Origin of the sequence: aff. Roholtiella sp. LEGE 12411 (assembly GCF_015206995.1) — a bacterium.
GTDB lineage: Bacteria > Cyanobacteriota > Cyanobacteriia > Cyanobacteriales > Nostocaceae > Komarekiella.
The window spans coordinates 20,073-45,301 of the sequence record NZ_JADEXR010000011.1; the positions used below are offsets into that span (position 1 = coordinate 20,073).

General features: G+C 41.2%; 29 protein-coding genes and 1 pseudogene. 12 read left to right on the forward strand and 18 right to left on the reverse strand.

The window, feature by feature from the left end; genetic code table 11:
• Positions 1-49: 49 nt before the first annotated feature.
• The 3 genes from IQ246_RS04130 to IQ246_RS04140 all read right to left on the reverse strand — a co-directional run bounded on the left by IQ246_RS04130 (position 50) and on the right by IQ246_RS04140 (position 1,611).
• Entirely contained in the window at positions 50-292 is a 243-nt protein-coding gene (locus tag IQ246_RS04130) for a hypothetical protein (RefSeq protein WP_194000388.1), read from the reverse strand.
• Between the two features lie 22 nt (positions 293-314).
• The gene (locus IQ246_RS04135) at positions 315-767 is read right to left on the reverse strand and encodes a hypothetical protein (RefSeq protein WP_194000390.1); all 453 of its coding nucleotides are present in this window, start codon (positions 765-767) and stop codon (positions 315-317) included.
• A gap of 61 nt (positions 768-828) precedes the next feature.
• Positions 829-1,611, reverse strand: coding sequence for a leucine-rich repeat domain-containing protein (locus IQ246_RS04140; RefSeq protein ID WP_194000392.1), 783 nt, complete (start codon positions 1,609-1,611; stop codon positions 829-831).
• Positions 1,612-2,365: 754 nt separating this feature from the next.
• On the opposite strand from IQ246_RS04140, the gene IQ246_RS04145 reads away from it, so the two are divergent.
• The 3 genes from IQ246_RS04145 to IQ246_RS04155 all read left to right on the forward strand — a co-directional run bounded on the left by IQ246_RS04145 (position 2,366) and on the right by IQ246_RS04155 (position 5,463).
• Positions 2,366-2,506: a hypothetical protein gene (locus IQ246_RS04145; protein ID WP_194000394.1), complete on the forward strand. Its 141-nt coding sequence runs from the start codon at positions 2,366-2,368 to the stop codon at positions 2,504-2,506.
• A gap of 133 nt (positions 2,507-2,639) precedes the next feature.
• Entirely contained in the window at positions 2,640-3,860 is a 1,221-nt protein-coding gene (gene chlP / locus IQ246_RS04150; protein ID WP_194000396.1) for a geranylgeranyl reductase, read from the forward strand.
• Positions 3,861-4,692: 832 nt separating this feature from the next.
• Positions 4,693-5,463, forward strand: coding sequence for a pentapeptide repeat-containing protein (locus IQ246_RS04155; RefSeq protein ID WP_194000399.1), 771 nt, complete (start codon positions 4,693-4,695; stop codon positions 5,461-5,463).
• 135 nt (positions 5,464-5,598) lie between these two features.
• Here IQ246_RS04155 and IQ246_RS04160 read toward each other — a convergent pair whose 3' ends face one another.
• Positions 5,599-6,042, reverse strand: a complete 444-nt coding sequence (locus IQ246_RS04160) for a type II toxin-antitoxin system PemK/MazF family toxin (RefSeq protein ID WP_194000401.1) — start codon at positions 6,040-6,042, stop codon at positions 5,599-5,601.
• On the reverse strand, positions 6,036-6,278 hold the full coding sequence (locus IQ246_RS04165; RefSeq protein WP_194000404.1) for an AbrB/MazE/SpoVT family DNA-binding domain-containing protein: 243 nt from the start codon (positions 6,276-6,278) through the stop codon (positions 6,036-6,038). Before IQ246_RS04165 ends, IQ246_RS04160 begins: the two co-directional genes overlap by 7 nt.
• A gap of 167 nt (positions 6,279-6,445) precedes the next feature.
• Here IQ246_RS04165 and IQ246_RS04170 point away from each other — a divergent pair, with 167 nt between their 5' ends.
• Positions 6,446-7,069: a TenA family protein gene (locus IQ246_RS04170; protein ID WP_194000406.1), complete on the forward strand. Its 624-nt coding sequence runs from the start codon at positions 6,446-6,448 to the stop codon at positions 7,067-7,069.
• Positions 7,070-7,399: 330 nt separating this feature from the next.
• On the opposite strand, the gene IQ246_RS04175 is transcribed toward IQ246_RS04170, so the two are convergent.
• From IQ246_RS04175 to IQ246_RS04185, 3 genes are all read right to left on the reverse strand, one after another.
• The gene (locus tag IQ246_RS04175) at positions 7,400-8,068 is read right to left on the reverse strand and encodes a glutathione S-transferase family protein (protein ID WP_194000408.1); all 669 of its coding nucleotides are present in this window, start codon (positions 8,066-8,068) and stop codon (positions 7,400-7,402) included.
• Positions 8,069-8,273: 205 nt separating this feature from the next.
• Entirely contained in the window at positions 8,274-9,374 is a 1,101-nt protein-coding gene (gene acsF / locus IQ246_RS04180; protein ID WP_194000409.1) for a magnesium-protoporphyrin IX monomethyl ester (oxidative) cyclase, read from the reverse strand.
• 361 nt (positions 9,375-9,735) lie between these two features.
• Positions 9,736-10,620 carry a LysR family transcriptional regulator gene (locus IQ246_RS04185; protein ID WP_194000411.1) on the reverse strand — a complete coding sequence of 295 codons (885 nt, stop codon included), beginning with the start codon at positions 10,618-10,620 and terminating at the stop codon, positions 9,736-9,738.
• A gap of 305 nt (positions 10,621-10,925) precedes the next feature.
• Here IQ246_RS04185 and ilvD point away from each other — a divergent pair, with 305 nt between their 5' ends.
• Both ilvD and IQ246_RS04195 read left to right on the forward strand, forming a co-directional pair.
• Positions 10,926-12,617 (forward strand): dihydroxy-acid dehydratase, encoded by a 1,692-nt coding sequence (gene ilvD, locus IQ246_RS04190; protein ID WP_194000413.1) that lies wholly within the window; start codon positions 10,926-10,928, stop codon positions 12,615-12,617.
• Between the two features lie 92 nt (positions 12,618-12,709).
• A complete protein-coding gene (locus tag IQ246_RS04195; RefSeq protein WP_194000415.1) occupies positions 12,710-13,456 on the forward strand; it encodes a hypothetical protein in 747 nt (248 codons plus the stop codon).
• Here the strand turns inward: IQ246_RS04195 and urtE are convergent.
• The 7 genes from urtE to IQ246_RS04230 form a co-directional block, all read right to left on the reverse strand.
• Positions 13,419-14,117 (reverse strand): urea ABC transporter ATP-binding subunit UrtE, encoded by a 699-nt coding sequence (gene urtE, locus IQ246_RS04200; RefSeq protein ID WP_194000417.1) that lies wholly within the window; start codon positions 14,115-14,117, stop codon positions 13,419-13,421. The genes IQ246_RS04195 and urtE overlap by 38 nt on opposite strands.
• A 10-nt stretch (positions 14,118-14,127) precedes the next feature.
• Positions 14,128-14,349 carry a hypothetical protein gene (locus IQ246_RS04205; protein WP_194000419.1) on the reverse strand — a complete coding sequence of 74 codons (222 nt, stop codon included), beginning with the start codon at positions 14,347-14,349 and terminating at the stop codon, positions 14,128-14,130.
• Between the two features lie 191 nt (positions 14,350-14,540).
• On the reverse strand, positions 14,541-15,287 hold the full coding sequence (gene urtD / locus IQ246_RS04210) for an urea ABC transporter ATP-binding protein UrtD (RefSeq protein WP_194000421.1): 747 nt from the start codon (positions 15,285-15,287) through the stop codon (positions 14,541-14,543).
• Entirely contained in the window at positions 15,262-16,383 is a 1,122-nt protein-coding gene (gene urtC / locus IQ246_RS04215) for an urea ABC transporter permease subunit UrtC (RefSeq protein WP_194000423.1), read from the reverse strand. The genes urtD and urtC overlap by 26 nt, the downstream gene beginning before the upstream one ends.
• 18 nt (positions 16,384-16,401) lie before the next feature.
• Positions 16,402-17,562, reverse strand: a complete 1,161-nt coding sequence (locus IQ246_RS04220) for a branched-chain amino acid ABC transporter permease (protein WP_194000425.1) — start codon at positions 17,560-17,562, stop codon at positions 16,402-16,404.
• A 67-nt stretch (positions 17,563-17,629) separates the two neighbouring features.
• Positions 17,630-18,946, reverse strand: coding sequence for an urea ABC transporter substrate-binding protein (urtA, locus tag IQ246_RS04225; protein WP_194000426.1), 1,317 nt, complete (start codon positions 18,944-18,946; stop codon positions 17,630-17,632).
• 177 nt (positions 18,947-19,123) lie between these two features.
• Positions 19,124-20,275: an FAD-binding oxidoreductase gene (locus IQ246_RS04230; RefSeq protein WP_194000428.1), complete on the reverse strand. Its 1,152-nt coding sequence runs from the start codon at positions 20,273-20,275 to the stop codon at positions 19,124-19,126.
• 344 nt (positions 20,276-20,619) lie between these two features.
• Here IQ246_RS04230 and IQ246_RS04235 point away from each other — a divergent pair, with 344 nt between their 5' ends.
• The 4 genes and pseudogenes from IQ246_RS04235 (at position 20,620) to IQ246_RS04245 (ending at position 22,645) form a co-directional block, all read left to right on the forward strand.
• Entirely contained in the window at positions 20,620-21,126 is a 507-nt protein-coding gene (locus tag IQ246_RS04235) for a GNAT family N-acetyltransferase (protein WP_194000430.1), read from the forward strand.
• Positions 21,127-21,279: 153 nt separating this feature from the next.
• Positions 21,280-21,444 carry a helix-turn-helix domain-containing protein gene (locus IQ246_RS30145; RefSeq protein WP_244141922.1) on the forward strand — a complete coding sequence of 55 codons (165 nt, stop codon included), beginning with the start codon at positions 21,280-21,282 and terminating at the stop codon, positions 21,442-21,444.
• An 11-nt stretch (positions 21,445-21,455) separates the two neighbouring features.
• Positions 21,456-21,560: pseudogene (locus IQ246_RS30150) on the forward strand (IS607 family transposase); the annotation flags it as partial.
• On the forward strand, positions 21,560-22,645 hold the full coding sequence (locus IQ246_RS04245) for an RNA-guided endonuclease TnpB family protein (protein WP_194000432.1): 1,086 nt from the start codon (positions 21,560-21,562) through the stop codon (positions 22,643-22,645). The pseudogene IQ246_RS30150 and the gene IQ246_RS04245, both read left to right, overlap by 1 nt.
• Before the next feature lie 124 nt (positions 22,646-22,769).
• Here the strand turns inward: IQ246_RS04245 and IQ246_RS04250 are convergent, their stop codons facing one another.
• Positions 22,770-23,441 carry a TetR/AcrR family transcriptional regulator gene (locus IQ246_RS04250; RefSeq protein WP_244141923.1) on the reverse strand — a complete coding sequence of 224 codons (672 nt, stop codon included), beginning with the start codon at positions 23,439-23,441 and terminating at the stop codon, positions 22,770-22,772.
• 95 nt (positions 23,442-23,536) lie between these two features.
• Between IQ246_RS04250 and IQ246_RS04255 the strand changes: the two genes are divergently transcribed.
• Entirely contained in the window at positions 23,537-24,331 is a 795-nt protein-coding gene (locus IQ246_RS04255; RefSeq protein WP_194000434.1) for a glutathione S-transferase family protein, read from the forward strand.
• 200 nt (positions 24,332-24,531) lie between these two features.
• Entirely contained in the window at positions 24,532-24,837 is a 306-nt protein-coding gene (locus IQ246_RS04260; protein ID WP_194000436.1) for a helix-turn-helix domain-containing protein, read from the forward strand.
• Between the two features lie 76 nt (positions 24,838-24,913).
• On the opposite strand, the gene IQ246_RS04265 is transcribed toward IQ246_RS04260, so the two are convergent.
• Both IQ246_RS04265 and IQ246_RS30770 read right to left on the reverse strand, forming a co-directional pair.
• Positions 24,914-25,078, reverse strand: a complete 165-nt coding sequence (locus tag IQ246_RS04265) for a hypothetical protein (protein WP_244141924.1) — start codon at positions 25,076-25,078, stop codon at positions 24,914-24,916.
• Positions 25,047-25,172: a hypothetical protein gene (locus tag IQ246_RS30770; RefSeq protein ID WP_255515448.1), complete on the reverse strand. Its 126-nt coding sequence runs from the start codon at positions 25,170-25,172 to the stop codon at positions 25,047-25,049. Before IQ246_RS30770 ends, IQ246_RS04265 begins: the two co-directional genes overlap by 32 nt.
• Positions 25,173-25,229 lie beyond the last annotated feature (57 nt).

A 25,229-nucleotide genomic window follows, 5' to 3' on the forward strand; every position in this document is an offset into this window, starting at 1 on the left:
GTGCCGCAGTTAGGTTTTGAGCAGCCAGTTATCTAGGTGATTTTATTACTTAAGCAAAAAACAAATACATGGAATTCCATTGAGCAATTAACAAACTATCCCCACCAATAATGAATTGCTGGGGAATAGGATTCATGTCTGCGAATCTCAGAAGTTGCTCAGGTAGAGTGCGTCCGTAAGCCACGTTATGACTACTGCATCCATCCAGGTAATGCCTCCTACAAATGGCAAATAGAACAGCGATCGCAACAGATAATTCCCCAAACACTCCAACAGCGGGGAAATTTACCAACTATTCATCTGGGTCACGTCGTTTAAATTTGAAATTGAAAATCCTTAATGTTAGGATGATCACTCATGCGAGCGTGTCTCTTAGTAAATTCTCCAACAGAAGGATTTCCTTGAGGATGAATCACTCCAGTTGCTTGTTGCCAAACTTCTGTTGGTGCTAGTGACACTTCGTATATCTGCGCTTGCGATGAATGAAATGCCCCCTGTTGAGCTTTTTTGATGTGATACCACTTGGTTTGTTGGCACTGATCGCACCAGAATGCTTCTAACCATTCTCCAACTAGAGGAACCGCGGTTTGAGTTGTGAGCAAAATCAAAGACTTACGTCTGTTAATTCCTCTTTGTTGCAGTTGTCCAACTGTATCAGCATACAATCTATACTTTTGGCTGACGCTATCCAGGCAACATCCGTGAACTGGACACAAGATAGCCCGCCGCTTTGAACGTTTCCGATTTCGGTCACACCTTTGATTCATTTTGATCTCACTTAATCTGGTAATCAAAATCTAAATAATGCTAAATCCACATCCTACATTGTTAGGTGATGGAAGTGGAGGTTAAGCTCATTTGTACATTCAAATTAGAGCGTTGTCCTATCTCGGCTGCTAATATCATCAGTTGCTCGTCGAGCAGGCAAAGGAAATTTAAGTTGAGGAGTTGACCAATTTCTGCTGGTAATGTCGTCAGTTGATTCTCATTAAGGTAAAGTTCTTTGAGGTTGGTAAGTTGACCAATCTCTGCTGGTAATGTCGTTAGTTGATTCTCGCTCAAGTAAAGCACATTTAGGTTGGTAAGTTGACCAATTTCTGCGGGTAATGTCGTTAGTTGATTCTCGTTAAGGTAAAGTTCTTTGAGGTTGGTAAGTTGACCAATCTCTGCTGGCAATGTCCTGAGTTGATTACAAACAAGATAAAACTCTTTGAGGTTGGTAAGTTGACCAATCTCTGCCGGTAATGTCCTGAGTTGGTTACAAACAAGATAAAACTCTTTGAGGTTGGTAAGTTGACCAATCTCTGCTGGCAATGTCCTGAGTTGATTGGATATGAGATCAAGTAAGTTCAGATTAGTAAGTTGACCAATCTCTGATGGTAATACGCTGAGTTGATTTCTGCTCAGGTAAAGCTCTTGGAGATTTGTCATCTGACCAATTTCTGTTGGTAGTGAGGTTAAGCAATTTCTACTCAGGTAAAGCTTTCTCAGATTAGTGAGTTGACCAATCTCTGCTGGCAATGTTGTTAAGCTTTTACCAGAAATGTTTAGTATCTTCACTTTATCTAGTGCAGCTTGAGAGATAATTTGCAACAGTTCTTCATCAGTCATAATCGGGTTTTGCTCTTGGAGAATGCGGTTTATTAATAATTAACACGTCAGAACTATCAGTATTCGCATACTGAATCAACCAGAACACACAAAGAGCTATTTAATGACAAGATTTAGCCGATTTTTTGGGATATCAGGCTATTATTGGAGTCTGAATATATCAGAGAAAGTTTAATTCACAATCTGAAAAGTTTATTTACAATTGTAGACATTTACTTGCTATCCATTAACCACATACTAGCTTGAATTGAACTAATCTTCGTGAAAATAACCAACAGATATCATTTAGCTTTACTAGATCAAAAGCTACAACTCCTGATGGAAGTATTTGATTTCATCAGACTAAAGATAGATGACAAAAATCAAATTTTATAGTTTTTGACTAAGATAAAAAAGTGTCCCGACGTATAGCAACAAGGTGAATACCAATGGTGTGTTATGGATAACAATGATCTTTTTGGCAAAACCCAAGTATTGTAGCACTTTCGCCCAGAGAGCTTTAGAGATGGAGAATTGAACAGGCTTATTACCGAGTTATCCGTGCCGAGAAAGCCTCTAAATTCCATGATGTTGGTTTGAACTACTTTTTGACCGATAGCGACGGGAATCTTGTTGAGAATCCTAGGCATTTGAGAAAGTCGGAAAAATCACTAATCGTCTCTGGAGATATCGACCTCTGCACGGGTGGGGAAACTCCTCCGGGTAAGTTGAGTCGTGGAAAGAGAAAATCTAAGAAGGCAACTTCTTAGAATCCTTGCCATTTATGGCTGGGGTGGATGTCAAGTGGTTAAACGTTTATCGCATTTCTTTGGAGATGATTTTTCGTGTTAGTGTCGCCGATGACAAAGGCAAAGCTGAAGACTCTGTTCAGTATTTCGCTGTCCCCAATCACTGATCCCCAATCTCTATTCGTATCGAAATATTAAGGAATATTGCATTTCAGTCGAAACCTGAAGGTTGAGCGCAAAATCAGCCAAAAGAGCGTGATACGATGCTTTCGGTAAATGTGAAGATTGGGAGAAAGACCTTTGACACTACGGGTTGCTGTTATTGGGTCAGGCCCTGCTGGTTCATCTGCCGCTGAAACACTGGCTGCATCAGGGATTGAAACCTACCTGTTTGAGCGGAAGCTAGACAATGCTAAGCCTTGTGGGGGCGCAATTCCCCTCTGTATGGTGAGTGAGTTTGACTTACCACCAGAAATTATTGACCGTCGAGTCCGGAAGATGAAAATGATTTCGCCCTCGAATCGCGAGGTTGATATCAATCTAGTAAAAGAAGATGAATATATAGGAATGTGCCGCCGTGAGGTGCTGGATGGCTTCCTGCGGAATCGCGCGGCCAAACTAGGCGCAAGTTTAATTAATGCCACTGTTCATAAACTCGATATACCCACAAACAACACTGACCCCTATACCATCCATTACATTGACCATACAGAAGGCGGCGCACAAGGCATTGCCAAAACCCTGAAAGTTGATTTAATCATTGGAGCAGATGGGGCAAATTCCCGTATTGCCAAAGAAATGGACGCTGGGGATTACAATTATGCGATCGCTTTCCAAGAGCGAATTCGCTTACCCCAAGACAAAATGGCGTACTATAACGACCTCGCCGAAATGTATGTCGGTGATGACGTTTCTACTGACTTCTACGCTTGGGTTTTCCCCAAATATGACCACGTAGCTGTAGGTACTGGCACAATGCACGTTAATAAAGCCAGCATCAAACAGTTACAAGCTGGTATCCGGGCCCGTGCTTCCGAGAAACTAGCAGGTGGACAAATTATCAAAGTAGAAGCGCACCCCATTCCCGAACATCCCCGTCCTCGTCGCGTTGTCGGTCGCATAGCCTTAATCGGAGATGCTGCTGGCTACGTTACCAAGTCTTCTGGCGAAGGTATTTACTTTGCCGCTAAGTCTGGGCGGATGTGTGCTGAGGTCATTGTAGAAGCGTCTAACAGTGGCAACCGTATTCCCACAGAAGGAGATCTCAAGATTTATCTGAAGCGTTGGGATAAAAAATACGGACTCACTTACAAGGTGTTGGACATCCTGCAAAGCGTGTTCTATCGTTCTGACGCCACCCGCGAAGCATTTGTAGAAATGTGTGGTGATCTCGATGTGCAGCGGTTAACATTCGATAGTTATTTATATAAGACTGTTGTCCCAGCTAATCCCATCACTCAAATGAAAATTACTGCCAAAACTATTGGTAGTTTAATTCGGGGTAACGCCCTTGCTCCCTAATTGAGTTCTGCGTGCTGTTAGCGATAGCGGGGCGTTTAGCCCGTGCTAAATAATGAGATAGGAGCAGAGAATTTACAACTTGGAATTGTGAATTCTCTGCTCCTCTGCTATTTTTGTCTACAAGAGTAAAGACGTTGCAATGCAACGTCTCTACCGAGGATTTGTTGCAATCATTAATTGAATTGGTATTAACCATAGGACTTACGCAACTGGCACACAAGGCTTCTGGTATAAGGGTCAAGGGGAGCCACTGCGCCCTTGCGGCTCTGCCGACTTGTTCGCGCAGCGTCTTTGACAGGAGAAGCAAGTGGCGTTCAACAATCAAGGTTTTTTGGACTTTTGACCTTTGACTCTGGACAACCTCAACGAAAAAAATATGACACTTGCGTAAGTCCTGAACCAATTGAGCGATCGCACAACCATAACGCAAACAGAAATTAACGCCTAAAAGGTTTGTAACAACTGTGCGATCGCCTCATACTTTAATAAAAACCCCCGGTAGCTAACCAGGGGTAATGCAAGTCAGTACTTTTCGCATGGAATATATCCACTTAAATACCATAGCAACCCTCTAATCTGGAGGTCTGCCATTTTGCCAAGCAAAAAAGTCCTCGGTAATCAACCAAGGACTGGTCTTTTTAGATAGCGGTAATATACAAAGTTGTTATTCCCAGCTAACCAGCTAAGAGGGGAAATTATACCATCACAGTCTTATTTGAACTGATATGAGCAACTACAGAGGGCAAAATATTCATATTACTCATATCATAAGCTGAAGTATAAATTAGTCTCAGCTATTGTTGAATATTAAGAGATTATAGTGACACCGAATATGAAGAACCACATTTTTGCCACAGCCACATTTATAGCCACAATCAGCTTAACAACAACCGTTCAAGCAGCGAATTCTGAGCATGTAAGGCAGTTATTGGCAACCAAACAATGTCAAAACTGTGACTTAACCAGTGCAGGTTTAGTATTGGCTGAATTATCTGGAGCTAATTTGAGCGGCGCTAATCTCACAGGTGCTAACCTCAGCCGTGCAAACTTGAGCGGTGCTGATTTGAGGGGTGCAAACTTGAGCGGTGCTGGTTTATTTGGTGTTAACTTGAGCGAGGCTCAACTCAGTGGTGCAAATCTGGCGGGTGCTGATTTGAGAAATACTTATCTAGCGAATGCAGAATTTAAAGGTACTTACCTGAATGGCGCTAACTTCCAAGGCGCAGTTGGTATACCATCACAAATTGCCACACCAGAGGAATTCTACGCTTGGGGTGTAGCAGAAGCAGAAAAAGGCAACCAACAGCAAGCAATTAGTTATTTCAGTCAAGCGATCGCTATTAAACCTGAATATGCGGGTGCTTATTTAGCTCGTGGTGTCGCCCGCTACCAAGCTTTGGACAGACAAGGTGCATTTCAAGATGCTCAAATTGCTGAAAAAATGTTTACAACCCAAAATAATGGGCCTGGAATGCAAACTGCACAGGCTTTTATCAAAGAACTGCAAACACCCCCAACAGAAAAGGTAAGTACTGGTAAACCCAGTTTTTTCGACTTTTTGGGAAGTCTTGGCTCAGTTTTGCTCCAGTTTCTCCCCTTTTAGTGAGGATGGGGGAGTAGCCAAGAGGCATTTAGCCAGTTGAATTTTCGGTAGATTTGGCGATCGCCGAATGGAGACAGCACAAAACCGAGATCCGCTACTTTGAAGTCTTGCGGCTTATCGCTAAACTAAATTTTTTTATAAAATCAATGTTTCTAGCTTTGCCTGTACTTCTTCTATTAAATCTTGTGCAACACTCTCAACAAATTTTACCTTTCTAGCTCTCCAATCTAGTGTTTTAATTTGGTCGGCTAATACAACTCCTTTGGTTTGCATTCCTTCAGTAAGTGGAACTTCAAAACTAAGCCCTTTTTGATGGCTAGTTATGGGACACGCTAAAACTAAAGAAGCCATTCGATTATATTTAATTGGAGATATAACAAGAACAGGGCGGTAGCCAAATTGCTCACGCCCTTGTTGTTGTAATTCATTGCTTAATGTCCTAGCAATATCATCAAATGACATTCCTGATGCTTGAAGGGCAAATGCACGCCGAATCGAATCAGCCGTAAACTGCTGTGCAGTACCAAATGCTAATTTGATAATATTTCCTCTGTCAGGAAAATACGGATTAACTACCAATCTTCATTCCCCACAGCATTTCCTGTTTCCAATTCAGGATGAAATTTATCAGGAGTCATACCTTCAAGCAACTCATCAAGCGTATATTTTTTTCTTTTTTGTGGCCTAATTACAATACTGTTACCTTCCACACTAAAATCTATACCTGTCCCTTCAGTTATGTGTGCTTGTTCAGCTATTGCTTTTGGAATCCGAATAGCTAAACTGTTTCCCCATTTAGCAACAAATGCTGTCATAGCTATCTCCAAATATTTTGTTAGATATTTACACGCCTGAACTTTAGATTTTTGGAGTAAAACACTTTTAACGATTTTGTTTTACGTATATACTTTGAAGATACATATTTAATTGTTGGGTGTCAACACATCTTTGTAAATGACAAATGACTAATGACCATTAAATCATGAGTTTATCCAGCGAATTGTGGACAGCAAATCAAGACTTAGCCCAAGCGTGTCTAAAGCATCCTTTTGTTCAAGGCATTGGTGACGGTAGACTTGAACACTCGAAGTTTGCTTACTACGTAGGGCAAGATACTTTTTTCTTGGAAGCCTTTGCCCGTGCGTACAGCATAGCCGCAGCTAAAGCACCAGATTGGCAAGGTTTCACCACCTTTCATAACCTAGCTGGTGGAGTCTTAGAAGAACTGCGGCTACATGAAAGCTATGCTTCACAGTGGGAAGTCAATTTGCACTCTGTGGAGCCTGGAGCCGCTACCCGCCGCTACACTGACTTTTTGTTAGCCACTGCTTGGGGTGGAGATGTGGGTTTAACTGCTGCGGCCATGTCTCCCTGTATGCGTCTGTATGCCTTTTTGGGTGAAAGTTTAGCTAGTGATGGCATCCCCAATCATCAATATGCAAACTGGATTCGGACTTATAGTAGCGCAGATTTTCAACCACTGGCGCAACAATTAGAAAGTTTGGTTGACAATTACGCTACTGTTACAGCTTTAGTCCATTCAACTTATCGCTATGCTATGTTTTGCGAGCGAGACTTTTTCCAAGCTGCATGGGCAGAATCATGATGGGGAAGAAAATAACTCTTGACTTTTGACCTTTAACCCTTCCATTAAGTGATACAAGTGCTTACAGCATTTCCGGCGGCTATGAGGTACATCCTCATAGCTGAAAGCTATGATAGGAGAGGGGTAAGAGGAAAATTGTATTGCATAATAGCCGGAAGCGCTGTATTGTCAGATTTGGGCGGTTCTAGAACACCGATTCAGTATTCAAGATAGGGGCGAGAAAAACCGATTATTTCGTAGAGACGTTGCAATGCAACGTCTCTAAAGTCAACGATAATTGGTCGTTTTACCGAAAAGAAATCAGGTTTTTGCGATTACTGAATCGATGCTCTAGGTTTCGTTCTCGACCTCAGCCTCCATCAGCTTGGCGATCGCTGGACGCTCGCTACAGCGCTGTAGCCATCCCGTGACGTTGGGGAACGGTGTCAAATCGACCTCCATCGTCCCGATCCAGCCGACGAAGCCTTGCAGATGCGTGTCCACAAGACTGTAGTCGCCGAGCAAGAACGATTTCCCCTCTAGTCCGCTGTCGAGAATTCTGAGACAGGTAGCAAGGTCTGCTTTTGCCTTCTCCACTGCGCTCGCGCTGCGCTGTTCGGAGGACACCCAGTCCAACGAGTTAGACTGGACTGCTCCTTCACTGCTAGTCGGCAACGACGCGGACAATCGTCCGGCTGCTTCGGCGAGCGTGACGTTGCTCCAGGCGATCCACTTCATCGCTTCGCCGCGCTTTAGTCCCGGCTCTGGGTAAAGCTTGGATTCTACGCCGAAGACCTCACCGAGGTACATTGTGATGGCGGATGACTCCCAAATCGGCGTCCCCTCATGCACGATCACGGGAACCCTTCCGTTCGGGTTAACCTTGAGGAAGTCTGGCTTTCTAGTATCGCCCGCGCTGATGTCGAGCTTCACGCGCTCACACGGCGTGCCAAGCTCTGCAAGAACGGCTTCGGTGATACTCGATGTAGACATGGGAACGTAATAAAACGTTATGCTCATCGATGGCTTCTCCTAATCTTTGATTGTCAACTGTGGGTCGAAAGCAGCCGATGACGCTAGCTGTCGTCTGCGCCGCATAACGGCCTGCGCCTCACCGCACGGGAAAAATGTTTGCATCACAACAACAGTGTAAATCTCCGTTCCGAGTGCGGGCGCTTGTTAGGCTTGGCAGAGGCTACACCAGTGCCCAAGAATCTGTAGGTTATTAATCCGCATCTTCTAATCCTAGACCATTCTCTACAGTAGTATTATTTGATTTCATGCAAAATAGACTTAGAAAAATTAATAGAAGAGAAAAATAATGCGGAATTTTCCTAATTATGTGAAATAATTTAGGCTGACTTAATACATTTATCCTTTCATTCTCTGCAATATGTAAAATGCAATTATCCAGTTTTTGAAAAAAATACGGATTTTCAACATCAAGAGTTGTCGGCAAATCCTTTTTAATAGTTTGATTAAGTTTCTTGATTACGAGAATACTGTATTCGCGAGCATCTAAACCAAGCAACATATAGAATTCACTATGATGTTTATAATTTAAGTAAATCATGCTGAAGGTCAATAGCAAAAAGAACTTGCATGATAATCTTGCCTTTAAACCATCAGAAAGCTGTGATTGTGATTTTATGATTGCCCCGAAAAAGTCTCCATGCCTATTCTCATCTTCACTCCATGCCTTATAAAATTTAAAAAGAGGATAGATAGAGTATTCAGGGTAGGCTTCTAGATGCTCGAAAACTGTTATGTAATAACAACTAGAAATTCTCTCAGATAAATAAGTAGGATAAATAAACCACGAAAATGGTAGGGAAGTATACTTTCTTCTTCCTTTTTTCAGGAAGTCTAAACAAGGTTTGATATGAAAATCGAGGAAAGCCTGATTCAGAAAACCAGCATGACGGGCTTCGTCTCTAGACATCAAGGAAAATCCGTCTGAAAGGATGCTGTTTGTCTCCTGAAGTTGATGGGATAGCTCTTTATATAATATGAAGCCAGAGTACTCAGAAGCACAAAATCTTTCTAGAAGCTCAATTATGAGGTTTCGGACTTCGCCTGGAATTTGATCCCAAGACTGATTAAATTCTTCATTACGTATAAATTTCTTTTTGCTATGATCGTTTTTTAATTCACCAATAACCTTATTAAATGCTTCCTGACACACTGAAGGATCAATTTTGGACATTTTCCTAAGATTAGTTGTATAAAATCTTGGGAAAATGGAAGTTTCTTTCGCTAGAACCTTAGTGATAGGATCTGAAGCTTCAAAGTTAACCGTATTTATTTTCTTTGAAAGGTCTTTCATTTCAGCAAAAGATATATTTCTCTACATTCGATGATACATAATTTCCCTGATTGATTGAGAACTAACGATAATTTTCAGCCTAACTATTTATTCTATGGAAAGTTTCCATATAATCTTTTTCTTACAGCGATCGCCTAATAGAGCAATAGAGCAATGCTGCGTGCAGTTGGTTTTAAAGATGAAGATTTCAATAAAGCCATTGTGGGTATTGCCAATGGCTATTGATTCGCTTTGCTTATAATGTGGCCCAAAGCAAGTTGTCAAAAAAGTGTACTCAGCAAAATTTTGGTTTGTTAACTACTCAGAGCGATCGCTACGAGAGGATCTCAGATTTGCAAATATCGCCTTTTTAACTGATTAATTAATCACAGACACTTCTGACAACTTGCAAAAACTCGCCTAGTACAGGTGTCATCTCCTCTTCCCGCCAGACTACAGCCGTTTCTACTAATGGTGTTTTTTCTTCTAAAGCGCGATAAACTACACCAGATCTTTGAAGATTTTGCAAAGAAGACGGGACGATGGCAATCCCCATTCCCGCTGATACTAACCCAATAATTGTCTGCATTTGGATTGCTTCCTGAGTCACTTTTGGGCTGAAATTTCCTTGCTGGCAAAGACTCAGAATTTGATCATAAAGTCCAGGGCCCAAATGGCGGGGGAACATAATAAAATTTTCGTCCAAGAGCGATCGCACTGAGATACGTTCTTGTTTAGCTAAGAAATGAGTTTCCAACAAAGCTACAATTAGTGCTTCTTGCTGAATGTACTGTTGATTAAGAGTGTTATCTTCCAAAGGTGGATGGGCAAAACCTACATGGATACGGCGATTGAACAGCGCTTGTTCCTGCTGAGTTGTCGTTAATTCCTGCAATACCAACTTTACCTCTGGAAACTGTTCTCGAAACCGCCGCAAAATCACAGGAAGCAAATCGTAAGTTACTAAGCTAGTGAAACCCACTTGCAGTTGTCCTCTCTCACCCTTTCCTGTCTTTTGAGTCAACTCAATTGCTTTTTCCAGTTGAGCTAAAAGTTGATAAGCCTCTTGCAAAAACACTTGTCCAGCTTCCGTTAGCTGTACCTGTCGTTTGGTTTTGCGGTGAAAAAGTTCTACTCCCAGTTCCGTTTCTAGCTGCTGAATTTGCTGGCTTAAGGGAGGTTGAGCAATGTGCAGTCGTTCTGCGGCTCTACTGAAGTGCAGTTCCTCGGCTACAGCGATAAAGTAGCGCAGGTGTCGCAGTTCCATATTTTTGATATTTTATAAGTCTCAATTTTGCATAAATATATATTGGACATCTAAAAAATACCTGCCTATGATACTCATACATAGATATCGGAGGTAGTTAGAGCTATGTCACAAAAGTATACTCCAGTAACTGCACGCTCAATATTCAGGTTGTGTTTAACCCTGGAATTAGCAACAAATGCACGTTGTAAATATGAAATACAGAGAATTTGCAATACTGACTGATACTCTATTATGTGTCGTATTTTGAGAAAATCAGGTAATACAATCGCAACACAAGCGATGATGGCAGGGAAGGAAAAAAGATGTCAGAGAATTTAAGAAGCCAAGTTGTGACGCAAGGAGTGCAGCGATCGCCTAATAGAGCAATGCTGCGTGCAGTTGGTTTTAAAGATGAAGATTTCAATAAAGCCATTGTGGGTATTGCCAATGGCTACAGCACTATCACCCCCTGCAATATGGGCATCAATCAACTCGCACAAAGGGCAGAAGTTGCTGTTAAAAATGCTGGGGCGATGCCGCAAGTGTTTGGCACTATTACCATCAGCGACGGTATTTCCATGGGAACTGAAGGGATGAAATATTCCCTAGTGTCGCGGGAAGTAATTGCTGACTCCATTGAAACCGCCTGTACAGGGCAAAGTATGGATGGTGTATTGGCTATTGGCGGTTGCGATAAGAATATGCCAGGGGCAATGCTGGCGATCGCACGGATGAATATCCCCGCTATCTTTGTTTATGGTGGCACTATTAAACCCGGACACTACAACGGACGCGATTTAACTGTTGTCAGTTCTTTTGAAGCTGTGGGTCAATACAGCGCTGGTAAAATTGACGAGAAAGAATTATTAGAAGTAGAAAGCCGTGCTTGTCCTGGTGCTGGTTCCTGCGGTGGAATGTTCACAGCTAACACTATGTCTTCAGCGTTTGAGGCGCTGGGAATGAGCTTACCTTATTCTTCAACAATGGCAGCGGAAGATGCTGAAAAAGCTGATAGTACTGAAAAATCGGCATTTGTTTTAGTCGAAGCCATTCGCAAGCAAATCTTACCCCGCCAAATTATTACTCGCCAATCTATAGAGAATGCGATTTCTGTAATTATGGCGGTAGGTGGTTCGACTAATGCTGTATTGCATTTTCTTGCGATCGCTCGCGCCGCGAATGTAGAGTTAACCCTGGATGACTTTGAAACTATCCGCGCTCGTGTCCCCGTTTTGTGCGATTTAAAACCCAGTGGCAAGTATGTAGCAACTGATTTACATAAAGCTGGTGGTATTCCCCAGGTGATGAAAATGTTACTTATGCATGATTTGCTACACACTGACTGCCTCACTATCAGTGGTCAAACAATTGCAGAAGTCTTGGCAGATATACCAGCAGAACCACGCGCCAACCAAGATGTGATTCGGACTTGGAATAACCCGATGTATCCCCAAGGACACTTAGCTATTCTTAGAGGCAATTTGGCAACAGAAGGGGCTGTCGCTAAAATTACCGGGGTGAAAAAGCCTGTAATTACCGGCCCTGCACGGGTGTTTGAATCGGAAGAAGCCTCTTTAGATGCGATTTTGGCGGGTAAAATTCAACCGGGTGATATTCTCGTCATCCGCTATGAAGGGCCTAAGGGTGGCCCCGGTATGCGGGAAATGCTGGCTCCTACCTCAGCAATTATCGGTGCTGGTTTAGGTGATGCAGTGGGATTAATTACCGACGGGCGGTTTTCTGGTGGTACTTATGGTATGGTAGTGGGTCATGTTGCTCCAGAAGCAGCAGTTGGGGGTGCGATCGCTCTTGTACAAGAAGGCGATAGTATTACCATTGATGCACCTGCACGCCTCTTGCAGTTAAACATATCTGAGTCAGAATTAGCGCGTCGTCGTGCCAATTGGCAACCACCTGCACCACGTTACACTAAAGGTGTATTGGCAAAATATGCCAAGTTGGTATCTTCTAGCAGTCTCGGTGCAGTAACGGATTTAGACTTGTTTGATAATTAATCATTAATTATTGACTTTTAGTTAGAGATGAGTGGGGATTCCAACTCATCTCTTAAAGTATTTCTCTTCAAGTTCTTAAAATATTTTAATGAATGATTCAAATAGATATACATTTGCCCAACAGAGTTTTACAACCTTTGCAAAACGTAAAAGATTTTGTGAGCCAAAACGTTAGCTCTCTAACTAACTCAGCGCAGCAAGCTGGGGAGTCGTTGAAGGAAACTGCAAGTACAACAACCGATAGAGCAATTAATTCAGTTACAACAACCTTAGAACAAAGTTGGCAAACGGCTGAGCAAATTAAAAGTACAACATCGGGAGCAGTTACAACTGCTATCGCTTCCTCTGCGAGTGAATGGCTGACAAAACATCCGGGATTTTTTAGGTTAGTTCAAATACTAACTTGGGCGACTAATCACCCAATTATTAGTTTAGTGATTCTGCTTTTCGGACTTGCTTTACTTTGGAGTATCATCAAAGCAATTGTGCGCTTGATTGAGACAGCTAGTTGGTCAGTACTTCAAGTACCTTTAAAATTAATTCAGGCTTTTATTAAAGTTAGCTTTATCTCTTTAACTAAAGTTAGTAGTTTTGCTGTTCAACGAATTATAGGCAATAAAGAGACTGATAATACGCCAGCTTTAATACCTGAAAATTATCTAACGATTTACAAAGATAAACAACAACGCTTGGCAGAAATTTCTAGTCGCTTAGAGGCTATTCAAAAAGAACAAAATGAGCTTTTACAAGAAGCAGCAGACTTGATTGCTTCAGATACAATCGAAGTAAAAAACTCAGAAATTAAACCGCTAAAAACCTTTGAATCACATCTTGGCTAAGTTCATCAGTGGAACCAGAGGCGACAATCCCGCCTTTTTGCATAGCGTAATAGTAATCAGCCTGACGGACAAAGTGCAAGTGTTGCTCTACCAATAAGACAGAAATACCTGTGGTTTCAACAATGCGACGGACTGCGGCTTCAATTTCTAGGATAATTGAGGGTTGAATACCTTCGGTAGGTTCATCCAATACGAGTAATTGGGGTTGTCCCATTAAAGCACGTGCGATCGCTAATTGTTGCTGCTGTCCCCCACTTAAATCACCACCCATCCGCGAAAGCATGGTTTTTAACACCGGGAATAAACTAAAAACTTCCTCTGGAATTTCTGCTTTTTTTACTTGCTTCCTTCTGGCTTCTAACCCCAACAGCAGATTTTCTTTTACAGTCAAGCGAGGGATAATCTCTCGCCCTTGGGGAACATAACCAATTCCCAACTTTGCCCTTTTATCAGGAGATTTGGAGTTAATTAATTCTCCAGCAAAGTTAATTGTACCACTACGAGGTTTTAATAATCCTATAATTGTTTTGAGCATGGTTGTTTTACCTACGCCATTGCGTCCAATCAGGCATACCATTTGCCCAGATGGTACGTTTAAATCTACATCACGTAGAATGTGGCTTTCGCCGTAGTAAACATTAAGGTTAGAGATTTTTAGCATTATAAATTACCTAAATGTAACCCAAGCTAATTGCACCTGCATAACTAAGTAACCGTTGACTTGCTTCTTCTGGCTGAGCTTCTGGTTGTTTAGCAACAGTCAAAAGACGATTCTGCTCATCAACAACAGATGTAACAATCAATTCTGCTACCGAAAGTCCGACGGCATCAGCTTGCTGCTGTAAAGTTGCATAAACATCATCACTGAATTCCAGTGTTAGCAGTTGGCTCATTATGAATAAACGATTTCAACTAAAGCTAGAGCAATTATAGCTTTTCTCCACAAATATTCTGAAGCGGTTCGGCTCACTCACAGATGAATTAGAGCGTTGGCTTTGCAATAAATTATATTTCACAATTGTTGAAAAGTTTCTGTACTATGGTCGCCTAATACTCAAGCTAGAATACCTTGTGAGGTAAAAATTTAGTCTTGCTGTTTTCCTAGATATACTTCAATAACGCGGGAGTCATTTTGAACTTCCTCAAAACTGCCTTCACATAGTACTGAACCTTCATGTAAAACTGTAACTTTGCGGGCAATTTGACGCACAAATTCCATATCATGTTCAATTACTAAAATGGAATGACTCTGGGCTAATGCTAAGAGTAATTCGCCAATATTGTACGTTTCTTCGTCTGTTAAACCAGCAACTGGTTCATCAACAAGTAATAGGTCGGGTGACTGTGCTACTAACATTCCAATTTCTAAACGTTGCTTTTCGCCGTGGGAAAGTAACTTTGATGGGATGTCAGCTTTAAGACTTAAACCAATGGTTTCTAATAACCCTTTAATACTATTTTTTTCAGCAGCATGAGGACGCCCAAACAAAGTAGAAAAGGCATTTTTATTGCGGTTACTAGTAATTTCTAAATTTTCACGGGGCGTTAAGTTCAGGTAAATTCGAGGCGTTTGAAACTTGCGTCCAATACCCAAGCGTGCAATTTGATGTTCAGGTAAAGAACGCAGATTTTTTCCTTTAAATAGAACTCGTCCAACGGTTGGTTGCACTTTACCCGTAATCACATCAAGAAATGTTGTTTTTCCAGCACCATTGGGGCCAATTACTACCCGTAATTCACCTAAATCCATGCTAAAATTCAGCTGGTTTAGTGCCTTAAAACCATCAAAACTAACAGTTACATTTTCAGTTTCTAAGATTTTGGCGTTCATGTTGCACTTGGGCGTCTTCTTCCAAGGTGGGATATGTAGGAATTTGTTGAGGACGGTTAAAAAGAGGAATGTTTTGACTACGCAACCATCCCACTATGCCATCAGGAAGCACTGTGACGACTATCAAAAACAGCGCCCCCTGGAAAAATAACCAAATTTCGGCAAATTGTTCACTTAAAAAAGCGCGAGCATAATTTACTAACAAAGCTCCGACAATTGCCCCAATTAAAGTAGCACGTCCCCCCACCGCTACCCAAATTACCATTTCAATCGAGAAAGCAATATCCATTGCTCTAGGTGATACAGAACCACTTTGGAGAGTGTAAAATGCTCCTGCTATGCCTGCGATCGCACCTGAAACTGCAAACACCACTACCTTAAAATCTGTAGGGTCATATCCTGAAAATCTTACCCGACTTTCATCATCACGAATAGCTATCAACAATCTACCAAAGCGTCCACTTGTCAACCAACGACAAACACCGTAGGTGATTGCGAGAAACACTACCGTCAGGATGTAGAAAACAAATTGCGTTTTTGCATCACTAACAGTTGTACCAAACAAAGTGGTGAAATCTATCAGTCCGTTCGTACCATTAAAAAGTTGTTGTTGACCATTAAAAAAGTTGAAAAATACAATAGTTGCGGCTTGAGTCAAGATCGAAAAATAAACTCCCTTCAGCCGATTGCGAAATACTAAATATCCTAATATTCCCGCTAATAACCCTGGAATTAGTACCACAGCAACTATTGTAAAAGGAAACGAATAGAAAGGGTGCCAAAACCAGGGAAGTTCCGTTACCCCATAAAGACTCATGAAATCAGGTAACTCACCACTAGGGACTTGCAGTTTCAGGTACATTGCGATCGCATATCCACCCAAACCAAAGAAAATTCCATGTCCCAAACTCAGTAAACCAGTATAACCCCAAATCAAATCAATTCCCAAAGCCACAATTGCCAGAGATAGAAATCGCCCCAGCAAATTCAGGCGAAACTCCGAAAGCATCACTGGCATAATTAAAATGAGGACGAGTGCGATCGCAAGCACCACCCCCACCTCAATTAAAATTAACCTTCCTCCCTTCCTTCTCATTCTCTGCGCCTCTGCCGTTTAAACATCAACAGTACGGCCCTTTTGCGGAAAAATCCCCCCAGGCTTCCACTGCAAAAACACAATAATCAACGCAAATACCATCACCTTAGCCATACTCGTCGTAGCAAAAAAAGTAAAGAAATCTGCTAAAGGCTTAACAGGAATCAACAACAAAGCCACAGTACCAGAACCAATCAAGTAATTAACAGTACCAATCCCCAAGGCTGCGACAATAGTACCTGCTAAGTTCCCCACACCGCCAACGACAACAACCATAAAAGTATCGATAATATAATTCTGTCCCGTATTTGGGCCGACAGAACCAAGCAAACTAATAGCACATCCAGCCACACCAGCTAAACCGGAACCCAGAGCAAAAGTAATAGCATCAACTTTTTGAGTTGGAATACCCAAACAAGCACTCATACTCCGATTTTGTGTAACAGCCCGAATTCTTAATCCCCAATTAGAACGTTGTAAGAATAGATAAATGCCTGCTACACAAATTATCGTCAAAGCAATAATAAATAACCTAGCAAATGGCAATTGCACACCACCCAGAGATATCCCAGTTTGTAACCAACTAGGAGCTGTTACATCTACATTTTGAGCACCAAACCAAGGTTGAGTTACTGCTTGCTGATAAGTTTGACTCAATAAGTTGCTTACTGCTATTGTTACCCCCAACGATAGCAACAATATCACCGCCACAATCCAGTTACGAACTCTACCCAAATTTGTACGGGAATTTAAAATCCATAAACCTCCAAAAAATAGCAGAGAAAACAGAGCTATACCAATTACCAATATCCAATTCACGCTGCGGACAAACTGTTGAAAAATCAAACTTACTCCCCAAGTTGCTAAGAGAGTTTCTAAAGGGCGTCCATAGAGATAACGAATCACGCCTCTTTCTAGAATTAATCCCACAGCAGCCGTGAATATAAAAGCGATGATTAACGCCAAAAATATATAAACTTCAAACCACAATCCACCTAATTGTTTACAGATATTTTGGACAACAAATGTTGCATAAGCACCGAACATCATCAATTCACCATGCGCCATATTGATGACACCCATCAATCCAAATATAATAGCTAGTCCCAACGCCGCTATCAATAATACCGCGCCAATACTAACACCATTAAATACAGCTTCTAAGAAACCTGCTAACATTTTTTCTCCACAACAGCATACTAATTTGTAATTCGTAATTAACGACGAATTACGAATTACGAATTATTTAGGCTTTCTTATATTTACCACCCTTAGCTGGGTCAGACCAATCACAAGCAAATCCTTTAGTCTCTTTCACAAACTGATTCCAAGGAATTGGCTCAACTGGTGCAGGGGTAGCATAGACAATATCAAACAAACCATCTTGCCTTACTTGACCAATCCGCACAATTTTGGATATGTGATTATTGGTGTTCATTGTGACTTTACCTTCAGGCGCATCTATGGTTTGACCATAAGCCGCAGCACGCACTTTTGCTAAGTCAGTACTGCCGGCTTTTTCTACTGATTGCTTCCACAAATAAACTGCAATATATGCTGCTTCCATTGGGTCATTTGTTACCCGATTTTCACCGTATTCTTTCTTAAAAGCTGCGACAAACTTCTTATTAGCAGGTGTGTCTACTGTTTGAAAGTAGTTCCAAGCAGCGTAATGACCTTGAAGATACTCTATACCAATTGCTTTGACTTCTTCTTCGGCAATACTTACAGACATTGAGGGATATTTTTCTGGTGTTAATCCAGCCCCTTTTAATTGTTTGAAAAAAGCAACATTACTATCACCATTTAGAGTGTTGTAAATTACGCCACCGTTAGGCAATTTTTGCTTAATTTTAGTGATAATAGATGTAACTTCTGTGTTACCTAGTGGTAAATAATCCTCACCAACTGTTGTTCCACCAAGAGCTTCTAATTGAGATTTAACTATTGTATTAGCAGTGCGTGGAAAAACGTAGTCAGAGCCAACTAAGAAGAATTGTTTACCTTTATTTTTCAACAGCCAATCAACAGATGGTTCGATTTGTTGATTTGGAGCAGCACCTGTGTAGAAAATGTTTTTAGAACACTCTTGACCTTCATACTGCACAGGATACCAGAGCATGTGGTTTTTGCTCTCAAATACTGGCTTAACATTCTTGCGGCTAGCAGAAGTCCAACAACCAAAAACTACAGCTACTTTATCTTGATCAATTAGCTTGGTTGCCTTTTCTCTAAAAGTATCCCAGTTAGAAGCACCATCTTCAGTAATTGCTGCAATTTGTTTACCTAAAACACCACCAGCAGCGTTAATTTCTTTAATTGCTAGTTTTTCAGCATCGACAACGCTTTTTTCACTAATAGCCATTGTGCCACTGAGGGAATGCAAAATTCCAACTTTGATCGTGTCACCAGTAGCAGCAGCGACAGGAGAAGCAGTAGGAGAGGCGGCTGGACTCTGTGTAGCTGTTGGAGAGTTATTAGCACAAGCTTTTAGAAAAATGCTGCTACCAAAAGTTACAGAACCGTAAATTAAAAACCTACGTCGATTGAATTGTCTACTCATCTTTGTTATGAATTTTCCTCTCAATGAATCAGCTAGCTAATAGGAAGCTGACAATATAAACCTTTAAACTGTGATATTAGTGCGTTATTTGACAATTAAAAAGTTATTTTTGATACAATTTGTTTGGTTTTGTTAACCTGAAATTAACCGGGTTAAGAAGAATGAATATTTGTAAAATTATTTCTGGCGGTTAGGAGATAGCTGGGCAATAATTTCGTCTTCTTTGCCGTCTGCAAAGTTAGCAAAACGTGCTGCTAAAGGTGGTACGATCACCAGGGGGTTGCTAAATCCAGAGAAAACATGAATATTATCAAACTCGGCGATCGCACCAATTAAAGGAAGTTTATCGCTACTAAATGCCACTAAACAGTGATGCCAAGTTCCTGGTAGGTTTCCCAAGGTTGGTAACGTTTGAGCAATGTTTTTTTGTAGCCATTTTTCACTTTCTTTTGAGTTTACCTTGCCATGAGGATCTGTGAGGACGCGGCTAATTTGACCTAACCGCAAGCTCCCATCTTGAAACTGAACCACACCAGCATCTAAAATCGGCGGTAATAACTCATTGCCTAGTTCATTCCACAATTCGTCAACTTGCGTAGATTCGGCTTCTAATTTAAACCGTTGCAGATGAGCGGGCATAACTAAAGTCTGTAGCCTCATATCAACGGGTGGGGTTTCAATGATTTCTGCATGGGTAAAATACAGCTTGATGGGGATACCAGCGGATTTTAGTAGCTGTCGGCTAAGTCCACCGGCACAAATGACAACGTTAGCACTGTGGTAAGTTGTAGCAGTTGTTTTTACACCATCTTGCAGTATTTGCAATACTTGGGTAATCTGCATTTCACCCCCAGTGCGTAAAAAGGCTTGGATGTATGCTTGTGCTGTTTTTTCTGGATGAATATGACCATGTTTGACAGTTAAAGCAGCAGATATCGCCTCTCGATTCAGTAGTGGTTCCAACTCACAAGCTTCTTGTACACTGAGTAAACGAGGTGAAATGGCAACATGACCGTATGATGCAGCAGCTTCTTCTGGGTTGCTGTCGGCTGGAATAGTTAGTAATAAGTCTAATTCACGAAATTGGATATCAGCGTCTAACTCTTGAGACAGGATGTGATAAAGTGCGATCGCCTCTTCACACAATTGGCAAGTTAGCGGCGTAGTACCTGACCAATAAGCAAGACCACCATAACTATAGCGAGTTGCGTTTTGTGGTGTGGCGTATTGCTCCAACAAAAGCACAGAAAAGCCTGTTTTCGCTAGTTCATAGGCGAGTGTAGCACCCGTAATTCCACCACCAACAACAATCCAGTCGTAAGTTTTCATACTACATAGTACTAATTTTCCAAGATTAGGGTACAGATTCTATAGCAGTCTTGCTGGAGGCGGGAGGTAAAAGCATTACTATTGCTGGTATTTACGCTTTCAAAATATTTTAATCTATATGCTATAGTAATCCGATTTGATTCGTGAACTGACTTGTAGAGACACCGAATGGGGGATAGGGGATAGGGAATGGGAAAAAAGGGAGTTAGAGGTGTACGCAGTTCTTTCAAAAATCAAATAGGAATCCTATATGAGTTATAAGATGCGATCGCATTGTCAGCCGATACAATAACAACTCGTATTATTCTCAATAACAGGGTTTTTATGGAATTGATTCTAAAATCATGAATATCCGTAGTGAAACTCTACTAGACTACCCAGCAATAGCTGAGGTGAATACACTAGCCTTTGGGCAGGAGAACGAGGCTAAACTCGTTGAGGAAATTCGCCGTTCTGACCATTATATTGGAGAGTTATCAATGGTTGCTGAGGTTGAGGGTGTTGTGGTAGGTCACATTCTCTTCAGCTACATTGACTTAGTGGGTGCAGAAACACTACAGGTACTCGGTTTAGCACCTATTGCAGTTTGTCCACAGTTTCAAAGGCAGGGAATTGGTAGCAAATTGGTACAAGCAGGGTTAGAAAGAGCAAATGTAAGAGGAGAAGCTATGGTAATTGTACTTGGTCATCCCCAGTTCTACCCTCGTTTTGGCTTCAAGCCATCAGTTGATTATGAAATCGAGTCTCCCTTTCCAGTTCCAGAGGATGTCTTTATGGTCAAACCACTGCAAAACTATCAGGAAAAGTATAAAGGGAAGGTTGTTTATCCACCTGCTTTTGATGGAGTATAGTATTATCCTCGCGTAAAATTTCCAATAAACTAGCGAGTACACTAACGAGTTATCAGCGGTGGGGTACGGAACTGAAAGATATTTCTTAGACACACCTTAACATTCTTTCCGAAATGGGTAACTATTGATCTGTAGTCTAGATCATCAAACAATATGGAGAACATTTCAGAGGTGACTATTTCAATTGGGGACGCTGCTAAAGAGTTAGGCGTTTCCACCAAGACTCTAAGAAGGTGGACAGATACCGGAAAAATTAAGTTTGAGCGATCGCCTACAGGACAAAGACGTTTCTTTTTGGCTGATATAAACAGGAATTAGTTCAAGACATGATTGAACTAATCACAGTGTTTTCAGCACGTCTTTATGGTTCACGTTCTCAGAAAAACAAAAAGTTAATTGATGGTATGGCTCAAGTAGTTAAGGAGGTTCAATAATGTTACTTGGTTTCAAAACAGAATTGAAACTAAATAATAAACAACGCACTGAGTTAAAGAAACATTGTGGTGTAGCTAGACATGCCTGGAATTGGGGATTAAGACTAACAAAGCAAATACTAGATCACAACAAAGCTAATCCCGATTCTCAAATTAAGTTTCCTACTTCTATTGATTTGCATAAGTGGTTAGTGGCGTTAGTAAAACCTGAATATCCTTGGTATTACGAATGTTCCAAGTCCGCACCACAAGAAGCTTTGAGAGCCTTGAAAACAGCCTGGGATAGATGTTTCAAGAAAACCGCAGGCGTTCCGAGGTTCAAAAAGAAAGGACAGCATGATAACTTTACTTTAGAAGGTGCTGTTAAAATTCTTGGTACTAATAAAATTCAAGTTCCTAAGATTGGCATCCTAAAAACCTATGAGCAACTACCGCAAGTTAAACCTAAATCAGTTTCAATTAGCCGCCAGGCTGACAGATGGTTTATTAGTTTTCGTTTTGATGTTGAGCAACAACAGTCAATATTTAATAGTGTTGTTGGCGTTGACTTAGGTGTAAAAACTCTAGCTACTTTCTCAACTGGTGAAGTAGTTTTAGGTGCTAAGTCTTACAATAAATTCGAGGCTAAACTGTCTAGAATGCAATGGTTAAATCGTCAAAAAATCAAAGGTTCTGCTAATTGGAAAAAAGCTAATTTACAAATTGCTCGACTTCATAGAAAGATTGCTAACATTCGCAAAGACACATTACACAAACTCACTACATTCTTGGCTAAGAACCACGGCACAGTAGTAATTGAGGATCTTAATGTATCTGGAATGTTGGCTAATCACAAATTGGCTAAGGCAATTGCAGATATGAGCTTCTTTGAGTTTCGTCGTCAACTGACCTACAAATGCGAACTGTATGGATCTAAGTTGATAGTCGCTGATCGTTGGTTTCCATCCAGTAGAACCTGCTCAAACTGTGGAATCACAAAGGAAACACTCTCGCTATCACAAAGAGTGTTTGATTGCAGCCATTGCAATTTCAGTCTAGATCGCGATTTGAACGCCGCAATCAATTTGTCAAGAGTCGTCAGTTAGACGATGCTAGCCTGTGGACTGGTTGAAGCCGACTTCTCCAGAGTGAAGCAGGAAGTAAGCTGCAAAGTCCAATACTAGAATCAGCGAGTAACTAATTCTAGCATTGTCCAACTTTGTCTAAGTCTTATGTAACGGTATGGAATCCATTCTCGATTACGCCAACAGTGAGGAGTAAAGTTTTAATATATCGTCGTACAAGATATCGCTGCTGGTCTGGATGAAATTGTTCAGGATTAATGACAAATCCTGTCCCAATACCATCGACGAGTGCTATCAGTGCATTTGCTTCAAGCGTTAAGTCAATATCTTCTCGAATCAGCTTTGTTGTTTGCAAATCAGTCAACTCTTGGTAAATGGACTGATGCAGTGATTCATAGCGTTTTCGATGTTCCTGAATTAGCTTTTCACGCCCAATTGCATACCCTAGAAAAGCAATCCAAATTTGCCAACCTTGCTCGCCACTAGGTTCAAAAGGCAGTGCTGCGAAAATCATTTGCTCAAACCGCTCAATTCCATGCAGCCCTTCTGTACAAGCTTTTATATCTCTAAATAGGTTTTCAAACACTCGCTCCAGTACAAATAGCGTCAGTTCGTCTTTATCTCGAAAATAGTGGGTGAGAACACCTGTAGTACAGCCAAGCTCTTGAGCAATCGCACGCATACTAGCGCGATCGAGTCCTTCGCGAATAATCACGCGCCATGTTGCTTCAGTCACTTCGAGACGGCGATCACTGTAACCCATTGTTTTGCTAGCGTTCCAAGAGTAAGTAGAAAATAAGATTAAATCTATTGACATTCTATCACAACAGTTGTTATCTTATTTTTGATAACAACTGTTGTCATTTGAATATAATGTCAATGTCACGAGCATGAGAAGAGAAGTAAATTAAAATGCTTGAACTCTACTACTTTCCGGGTTCACTCTGCTCTCAAAAGGTAAAACTAGTCCTGGCCGAGAAAAAGCTCAAATGGAGCGATCGCCTGATTAATCTTCTGACTTTTGAAAACTTGCAGCCTAACTACATCCGTCTCAATCCTAAAGGCGTTGTTCCAACTCTAGTTCATGATGGCAAAGTAATTTGTGATTCAGCCATGATTATTCGTTACTTGGATGAAGAATTTCCGAATCCGAGTTTGATTCCGAATGAATTAGTTTTGCGAAAAAGAATGGATGTATGGGTTGATCTCCAGAATCGTTTTCCTATGCGAGAAGTGATGTACGGCAACTACAAAGGAATTGATGGCATCGTGTTGCAACGCTCAGTTCAAATTAAAGAAAAGCTTATTCCTCAACTGATGCAAGCGAATCCTGAATTGAAAGAAAGATATGCTGCTAAGTTGGAAGATGTGAAACAGTGGAACCAAACTATTCGTGATTCCCAGAAAATTGCTGATATCAATGCACAAATTGAACCGTTGTTGGAGCAACTAGAACACCAATTGAGTCAAACTGAATGGTTGTGCGGTGAAACCTATTCCCTAGCTGATGTTGTATGGACAGCTGTTCTCAATCGCTTAAATGAATTGAATTTTGGCTATCTATGGAAAGACAATTCACAATCTAAAATTGCAAGATATTTTCAATGTCTAAAAGATCGCCCTAGCTTTCAGGCAGCAATTCAGCAGGATAAGATGCCATTGTTCATGATTACAGCCGGTTTAAGACGAATTTTTTTGGGTTTTTGATGTTATTAACAATGGTATAACAGCTTGATTCGACTAGCGAGATAGACTTTCATCAAAACCAGGCTTTCAAGTTCAGATAAACCTCGCTCATTTCAGTAAGATGCTCATAATCCTTGCTGAGACGACGAGACTAGTAGTCTACTATAGGACATTGCTAGGTAGTGTATTACTGATAAGCTACTTAAAAATCAGGAAAGAGCATGGTAAAGAAGTACATTGTTGATTTAAGTGAGGAAGAAGTTTATCAATTACAAACGCTAATTAAAAAAGGTAAGCATAAAGCACGAACCATAACCCGTGCTTACATTCTTCTAATGGCTTCTGAAGGCAAAATAGATCAAGTGATCGCTTCTACTGTTCGAGTCCATATCTCAACAGTGGAGCGGACACGAGAGAAATTCGTCATAGGTGGGTTAGACTTCGCACTGAACGAACGCCCTCATCCGCCGAAACCTCACAAACTTGAAGATAAACAAGAAGCGTTTTTAAGCCATAGCCTCTTCTGAACCACCCTCTGGGCGTGTGCGATGGACAATGCAACTGTTGGCAGATCATTATATTCCGATACGTTTTTGCTAACATTTATTCACAAATCCGCCGCTTTGCCTTTTTAGACATTTGAGATGTTTCAAAAGTTGGCAGCAAAATCATATCAAAGTTATCGACCAAAAATCGAGCAGTTTTCTTGTGCAATTCATCTACAAGGTTTTTGATTTTACCTCGCAGTGAACTCGCAGCAAGTTTCATTATTCAAAATCCATCGGTAGACATCAATCACCCAATGCTGCAAATCTTTGCCGCGATCGCCGCCATCAACCCAAATTGTGATTAGTCGGCGCAAGCGATCTTGTCCAGCTATAAAGTTAACTTTTGCAAGAAGTCTATTGATTGAGCAAAG